The sequence below is a fragment of the Ciceribacter sp. T2.26MG-112.2 genome (assembly GCF_900492205.1).
In the GTDB taxonomy this organism is placed as follows: Bacteria; Pseudomonadota; Alphaproteobacteria; order Rhizobiales; family Rhizobiaceae; genus Allorhizobium; species Allorhizobium naphthalenivorans_A.
In genome coordinates, this window is the sequence record NZ_UEYQ01000047.1 from 1 (window position 1) to 7272 (window position 7272).

The 7272-nt window shown below is 58.9% G+C and carries 8 protein-coding genes; 3 read left to right on the plus strand and 5 right to left on the minus strand.

Annotation, left to right across the window (positions count from 1 at the left end; all coding sequences use genetic code 11):
• Positions 1-421: 421 nt before the first annotated feature.
• From DYZ14_RS23615 to DYZ14_RS24525, 5 genes are all read right to left on the minus strand, one after another.
• Positions 422-835: a c-type cytochrome gene (locus DYZ14_RS23615; RefSeq protein ID WP_154722874.1), complete on the minus strand. Its 414-nt coding sequence runs from the start codon at positions 833-835 to the stop codon at positions 422-424.
• A 52-nt stretch (positions 836-887) separates the two neighbouring features.
• Positions 888-2375 carry a multicopper oxidase family protein gene (locus DYZ14_RS23620; RefSeq protein ID WP_154722875.1) on the minus strand — a complete coding sequence of 496 codons (1488 nt, stop codon included), beginning with the start codon at positions 2373-2375 and terminating at the stop codon, positions 888-890.
• A gap of 69 nt (positions 2376-2444) precedes the next feature.
• Complete coding sequence (locus tag DYZ14_RS23625) at positions 2445-2801, minus strand: hypothetical protein (protein WP_154722876.1); 357 nt, start codon at positions 2799-2801, stop codon at positions 2445-2447.
• Positions 2802-2985: 184 nt separating this feature from the next.
• Positions 2986-3183, minus strand: coding sequence for a heavy-metal-associated domain-containing protein (locus DYZ14_RS23630; RefSeq protein ID WP_154722877.1), 198 nt, complete (start codon positions 3181-3183; stop codon positions 2986-2988).
• Positions 3184-3956: 773 nt separating this feature from the next.
• Positions 3957-4181 carry a hypothetical protein gene (locus DYZ14_RS24525; RefSeq protein WP_232365664.1) on the minus strand — a complete coding sequence of 75 codons (225 nt, stop codon included), beginning with the start codon at positions 4179-4181 and terminating at the stop codon, positions 3957-3959.
• 116 nt (positions 4182-4297) lie between these two features.
• Between DYZ14_RS24525 and DYZ14_RS24530 the strand changes: the two genes are divergently transcribed.
• The 3 genes from DYZ14_RS24530 to DYZ14_RS23640 all read left to right on the plus strand — a co-directional run bounded on the left by DYZ14_RS24530 (position 4298) and on the right by DYZ14_RS23640 (position 6491).
• Positions 4298-4618: a hypothetical protein gene (locus tag DYZ14_RS24530; RefSeq protein WP_232365665.1), complete on the plus strand. Its 321-nt coding sequence runs from the start codon at positions 4298-4300 to the stop codon at positions 4616-4618.
• A 125-nt stretch (positions 4619-4743) separates the two neighbouring features.
• Complete coding sequence (locus DYZ14_RS24535; protein ID WP_232365666.1) at positions 4744-5445, plus strand: cation transporting ATPase C-terminal domain-containing protein; 702 nt, start codon at positions 4744-4746, stop codon at positions 5443-5445.
• Positions 5446-5777: 332 nt separating this feature from the next.
• Complete coding sequence (locus DYZ14_RS23640) at positions 5778-6491, plus strand: DUF6629 family protein (protein ID WP_142589592.1); 714 nt, start codon at positions 5778-5780, stop codon at positions 6489-6491.
• Positions 6492-7272: the final 781 nt, after the last annotated feature.

Genomic DNA, 7272 nt, shown 5'->3' on the forward strand with positions numbered 1-7272 from the left:
GCGATGCGTCTCACGCCTGCTCCGCGCCGTTGTGAAAACCTCCAACGTAGACTCCATGGAGAAACTCCTTGTCGCTCATCCATGGAATGTCGATCACAAATCAGAAGCCTGCAGACAATGTGGGGGTAGAACACCGGTTACCCTGCGGCTGTTGCCGAGCGGTGCGCGGCGACAATCAAGGTGAGATTCGTGACGCGACAGCGTCTAATCCTGATCGCCGCGCTATAGCGTACGTCGGTCAAGTCTATGACTCTGGGTATAAGGTCTGGCCTGCTGTAACCGGCTTCGGCGCAGCTTTGGGTCCCTGACACAAAAAACGCATAGCTTTTAGCGCGCCCTCCCGGGAAGGAAGATTTGCAACTTAGCTGTCGGGGCCACGGGTCGGTATGTCAGACGGCCCGCCAAGTAGCGGCTGTCACGTTCACTGGATACCGTTCGCGCGCTGCAATTCGCGAATATAGCTGGTGATCGCCTTGATCGACGTGTCGCTGACACCATCTACCGGCGCCATATTGCCAAATCGCCAGTGGTGGGCACGAACCCCTTGGCGTACAGCAAGCGTGAAGGCCATATCACTATGGTGGCTGGGCTCGTAGATCTTATGGATCAATGGCGGCGCCAGCCCGTCCCGCCCCGAACCGGTCGGCCCATGACAGCTGGCACAGTTGGCGTCGAACGCGGCCTTGCCCTGTTCGGCCATCGGCGAAAGCGATGACGGCACTGCGACCTGAACGATGGGCTCGCCGGTGCCAGAACTGTCCTGCCGATTCTGCGTCCACCAGACGGCAGCGCCAGCAAGCGCCAGGGCAAGCACGGCAACAACTTTTTTGTTCATGTTCAATCCTGTGGCTTAGCGGCCTCCCACCATAGGCGGGAGGCCTTCGAAATCAGGCGGCAACCACGAACTCGGTCATCATCCCAGTCGAAAGATGTGGCATGTGATGACAATGCAGCATCCAGCGCGCCGCCTCGCCCGCATCCACGGCGATCGTGGCCATAGTCATAGGCGGGATATAGAGGGTGTCACGCATCGCTCCCCCCATCCTGCGCCCGCCGATCTCCACCACCTGGAAATGATGGCCATGCAGATGCATTGGATGTCCCATCATAGACATGTTGTGAAAGCGGATCTCGACGCGGTCCCCGCTGCTCGCCGAAATCGGCAGATGCTCACCCCAGGTCTTGCCGTCGATCGTCCAGACGTAGGGTTGCATCTGCCCGCCTAGCATAACGTCTATTGGACGGATGGCGCCGCGATCGGCAAGTCCGGTCACTGCGCGCAGGCGAGATTCCTGTTCCATCCTGATATCGAACGCGGGTGCCTCGGCTTCGGCAAGAGGATCGATACGGCGAACCTGCGCGCCGGGCGTGGCAAGAATCACTCCCGTCCGTTCACGAGCCCCTTCCCGAAGGGCCAGGACTGGCCAGGCACCGGAGTCAGGCAGTTCAAGCTCCAGATCCAAACGCTGCCCCATCGAAAGGCCGAACCGATTGCCAGGTATGGGCTCGATCGGCTGACCGTCGACAGCGACGAGCCGGCCCGGCAGATCGCCGCTATCGATCCAGAAGCTCGTCGCAGCGGCCCCATTGATCACCCGCAGCAACACCCGTCCATTCGCTTCGACCGGAACCGTATCCGGATCGTCCAAGGTGCGGTCATTGGCCAGATATGCGTCGAAATCGAAGTCGTTCAGATCCATCTGCATGGAATGCATCCTTGCCATATCGTTCCCGCCCTGACCCGCGCCCGACATCTGCGGCATCGGCATGGAACCGTGGCTGCCATGATCCATGCCGGACATGGCATTGGCTTCGCCCATATCCCCGTGCCCTGCACCGGACACGATCTCGGCGAGCACCTCTTCGGCGGGGCGGAAGCTGAAATCATGCAAGAACATCACCACCTCCTGCCGATCGGCAGCGATCTCTTCAGCACGCCGGACAATCAGGGGTGCCGCCAGCATCTGCATTTCCTGAATGGGAATGTGACTGTGCATCCAGTGCGTGCCTGCCGAGGGTGCGAAGTCATAGCTCCGAACTTCGCCTGGCTTTAACGCAGCCATGGGCGCGGCTGGGACGCCGTCCTGCACGTTGGGCGGGATCTGCCCGTGCCAGTGGATAATCGTCTCGACATCCAGACCGTTGGTCAGATCGACCGCGAAGCGCTGGCCCGGATCGAGCATGACACCGGGCCGTCCGTCTGGGCCGATCAGCCCCAAGACGGACGCGGCCCGTCCGCCGATATCGAGTGTGCGGCGGCCGGCAGTTAACTGGATGGGGGCTACCGCTTGTGCAAATGCAAACTGCGGAATATGCGCGTACGCCAGCGTTGCTGCGCCTGCGGCAAGAAAGCCGCGTCTTGAGAAATTTATCATGATTGTCTCCTCGGAACATCACGTCCCGTTCATCAGATCTAAGGTTGTCGCGGGCCCAAACCCACGCGATCAAAGGAGACGAAGCTTGGGAGGGCGGCGGTTAACGCCAGGATTACGGCTCAATATTGCCGATATTATCGTAGGGCCATAAACCGCCCTAGCGTAGAAGATACCGGCACCACCGCGTTCCGGGATGACAAAGTTGAGCAGTCCTGTGCAGACGACTGCACACATGGCGGCGCTCTCTGATGCGCATTTCTGCTCCATTTCGCAGGACTGCGCATCGTATTCAACCCCGATTGCTGCAACGTGCATCTGGACGCCATGATCTGTGGTGGAATTCATGCGCACCATGTGCATCGCGTTCGCCATCGAAACGGCGGCTAACGCAACCACAACAAATACAGCCAAATAGCGTCCAATCATTCCGCGCATATCACATTATTGCAGCCGACGTTCAAGCAGTGACACCACCAGGGTGGCGAAAATCATTGCCAGAAACATCGAGAAAATACGTCACTATGAAGTGTTCGACGAGAAAGGTCGCACACACGCTTAGGTCGGACGTGGCGCTGCTTGGCAACGGGTCGGTCGCGGACCGGCATCTTCATCAACGGCCCGGAGTAGCCGGGTATCCTGCCTCTTCGAGCGCAACTTCGAAAGCGTCACGAGACTGCTCAGACATGACCACTATCTTCCTGTTCGGCAGGTCGGGAGTAACCTTGGCGGCGGGATCGACGGAATGAATCGCCTTAGTGACGCTGCGGACACAACCGCCACAGGACATGTTCTGGATATCGAACTGCATGGGACTCTCCTGTTTATCTCTCATGCCCATTTAGATAAGGCTTCCCACCGTTGGAAGGTCAAGGCCCCATGCCGATAAATTTCACCAGCAACGCTTCCCTCATGTGTGGGCCGCATCGAGAATGCACTGAATGCTGTAGCGGCTGTCGTGAACGCCAGCGTCAATCTAACGACAGAGATGGCCGATGTTTCGTTCGCTGCTCCCGTCGACCATGGCCCATCGTGTCCGCGGCCAAGGATGCGGGGAATTCAGTCCCAGCAACCCTCACCTGCCGAGCGGGACCGCGGGCCGCCCCTCTGCGTCGGTCCCGTTGGAGTAGAGTTGGGCGGCAAGCCGGGACAGCCCAATGCGATCGTACCGTCCTTTTTGTCGCGTCGGGAACATCGCCGGTGAGCGCGTTTATTGCCTCAATGGCCGTGAGATACCCGACAAAGGGCGGCACCAACTGAATGATCCACCCGTGTGCCCTTCCGGGTGGCGTTGAAGGCCTCGACCGGTAGCTGTGCTCAGGCGCCGAAGATGAAGCGCTGAAATCGTTTCCCCCGGCGTGCGAAGGTGGAAACCAGTGCGACCGCCTCGCGACCTCAGAGAGCAGTCGGACATAGCTTTCGCGATCCAGGAATTTGCCGCGCCTCGATAGCCCCGAGCTCGCCCGCGCCGGCGCTTGCGAGGCTTTGCCAAAGACCTTGTTGCCGGGAAGGGCGAGCAGCAGCGTCGGGGGGGGCGGTCTCATAAGAGAAGAGCGGAGGGCATGGATATCTCGTAACCTCGTCTCAGCGCGTCGCGAAACGAATGGTCGGCTGGTTATTTCTTGAGCGCAAGGCGAAGACAACTTCCTGATAACGCTGCGCCGCAATCTCGGGGCCGCCTTGGGGATCGAGGGCGGTGTAGCGCCGGAAGGACCGCCTCGCGCAAAGCAGATCGTCATCCTGAGCGGAGTTAGCCTGGCTCACAATGCCGGCCTGCGGCAGGCGGAAGACGGAGCCTGGGAAATCCATGGCGATCCCACCGAAGCTGCGTTTCTTGTGGCTGAGCGCAAGCTCGGCGTCGAGGACCGCCGCCAGGAACGCTTCGAGCGTATCGGTGCGACCCGTTTAGCTCCGACCGCAAGGTGATGTCGACCATCGAGCGCGACCACGAGCATGGCGGCGAACGTATCCCCATCACAAAGGGCGCGCCCGCCGTGCTGATGCAGCATTGCAACCGGATCCGGATTGGCATGGACGTGGTCCCGCCCGACGAGGTGCAGAGAGCACACGCGCACGCCGATGTAGAGCGCCTGTCGGACGAGGCGTCGCGCACCCTGGTGGTCGCCTATCGGCCGCTGGGAGCCGACGAAGACCCGAAAGCGAGCGAGACGCTGGAGCGCGACCTGATTTTCGTCGGCACGGTGGGCATCATCGACCGTCGCGCGAGGAAGCGGCGGTCGCGATAGCGGAGGCTCGCCGCGCCGGCATCGGGGTGACGATGATCACCCGGTGACCGTCCACGCACCGCATCGCGCATCGCCGCTCTGCTGGGCATCGTCGAGAACGGGACGAAGGCGCTGACCCGGTCGAAATGGACGATGCTGGTTCCGCGGCCGCGGTTTGCACGACATCGGTCTATGCCTGCGTGGCGCCGATGCATAAACTACGCATCGCCGATGCGCTGCAGGCCGACGGCAATGTGGTGGCAATGACTGGCGTCGGCGTCAATGATGCCCCAGCGTTGAAGGCAGCCGATATCGGCGTCGCCATGGAGATCACCGGGACCGAAGTCACCAAGGGGGCGGCCAAGATGATCCTGGCCGGCGACAATTTTGCCGCCATCGTCGATCGCGGGTCGCGAGAGGCGCGGCCTTTTCGACAACATCCGCAAGTTTCTCCGCTATCTGGTGTCGTCCACATGGGCAAGGTTCTGACCGTGTTCCTCGGTGTCGTCGGGGCCGGCGTGATCGGGCTGGTCGAGGGCTCGCAGAGCCTTGATCAGGCACGCACGGCCGGGTTGACCGTGCTGTTTATCGCCCAGCTCTTCAATTGCTACCGTGCGCGTTCCGAAACCACCAGCGCTTTCGGCCATCTCTTTGCGGACCGGTGGCTGCGGGGGGCAATTGGCATATCATTCCTGCTCCAGGTCGCGGTCGTCAATTTCGGCCCGCTCAATGTGGCGTCCGGACCAGTCCTCCTGCCGCTCGAGCAGTGGCTGGTCTGCGTCGCGATGGGCAGCAGCGTCCTTTGGTCCAGTGAGAGCAAACGGACGCTGCGGCGGCGGAGAGGTTAACTGGCGGTGTAGGAATGTACAGACTTGCGAGAGATCCTTCCTCTTGAGCCAAAAGGGCGAGAAGGATGAATTGATGCACAAGTTCAGGCGCGACGTAGACCAAAAGCCTCAGGTGCTGGTACAAAGCATCAGTCCGGGTCTGGTGACTCGAATGCCTGTTTTGCTTCGCGTTCTCAGTATTGCTGCGACTGCCGCCGTGTTATGAGTGAGCGGTAGTCTGTGCGTCCAAGTCTCGCCGACTTCGGTCTGACCGGTCGGAGCACCTATCGCCAGACTTGCGCCGGAAACCAAGCACGGCCTGCCAACCTGAAAAATTCAAAGAGGAAAATTGGATGTGTCTGTCAGCTCAGGTCAGCTTTGCCGCCAGCGTGTTTCTGGTAGGCGGCGGCACGGCGATCACAATCATCGCTGCGCGGAAAAACTGGCGCTATGTGCCGATGGCCCTGATGCCGCTGTTTGCGGGACTACAACAATTTATGGAGGGCAATGTCTGGCTAGGAATGACCGGGGGCAATCCGTTTCAGGTGCTCTGGGGGGCACTCGGGTTCATTTTTTTCACCTGGTTCATGTGGCCGATCTGGGTGCCGTTTTCAATGTACGTAATTGAGCCCAATCACAGCCCGCGCAAACCGTTGTTCTTGATCTTTTCACTGATCGGGCTGGTGTTCGGCGTTCTGCTTTATGTCCCGCACGGACTGCATTCCGAAATGGTGGTGGTCGAGATCAACAACCAGTCGCTGGCTTATGAAAAATCAATCTGGCTGGATTACCTGATGCCCCGCACACTGACCAATGTGATCTATGTCTTGCTGATCATCGTGCCCCCCGCCATGTCCCACTACCTGCATCTGCGCCACTTCGCGCTGTCACTCGTAGCTGTTGTGGTGATCGATATGACCTTGCTGACTTACGCTTATATATCGTTTTTCTGCCTGCTCGCCGGGCTAGCCACCTTGCATCTGGTCTACATCATCCTGAGGAACAAATGCGCTCGGGAATGTCCGGAGCTTTTCCCGGAAATGGCGCCGTCCAAAGCGTGGCTTTGATAGGCGCTGTCCAACGGTTGAACGTAAGACCGTATGTCCGCTGTCGTTTGGCAGTTAACCGCAAGAATCTGCCTCAACATTTTCAATTAGATAGCGCGGCACCTAATTTGATACACGGCAGTTAATCTGAGAATGTCGCATGGAATATGGCATCTAACTTGAGAAACAGCGGGCCACGACGTCGAGATGAACTTTGATGATTTCGCAATCGCTGCGGCGGAAATAGAGGTTTGGAATACCTCGTTTCTTCAACAACTTGGCAGCTCGTCCAGGCCAACTCGGGATAGCCCATACCTGCAACTGATTTGCAACGGCACTTGACGAAGTTCTCAGATTAAATGCCAAACGAGATCCAAACATCCGCATTCTTACGATTAAGTGCCACGCGACATTAGTCTTCGAACGCCTTTGGTGCCAGCTCATTGCAGACAAGAAAAGCGCTGCGGGGCTGGAGAACTGGACAGGGAGTCGGACAGAAAAGTCCGATTTCCAGCATCACCTGAAAGCTCCCCCTATATGCCGCAAGTCACTGGATTTGAGTATGTCGACCTGCGCCGTAGATCGGCGTAACAGTTTGAAAGGGCTGGGGATAGGTCGGTCCGGGTGCGTGTCAGGCTTTGCGGCATACATGCGCTGTTCTCTGCCTTTCCATGGTGACCAGGCATGAAACTGCTGATGACTTCAATTGGATTGTTCTCCAATTTTCGGGATTCGGACAGCTATCCGATTTATCCGCCACCATGCGAAGACCGACAGGAGGAGCATTGCGGCAAGTAAGACA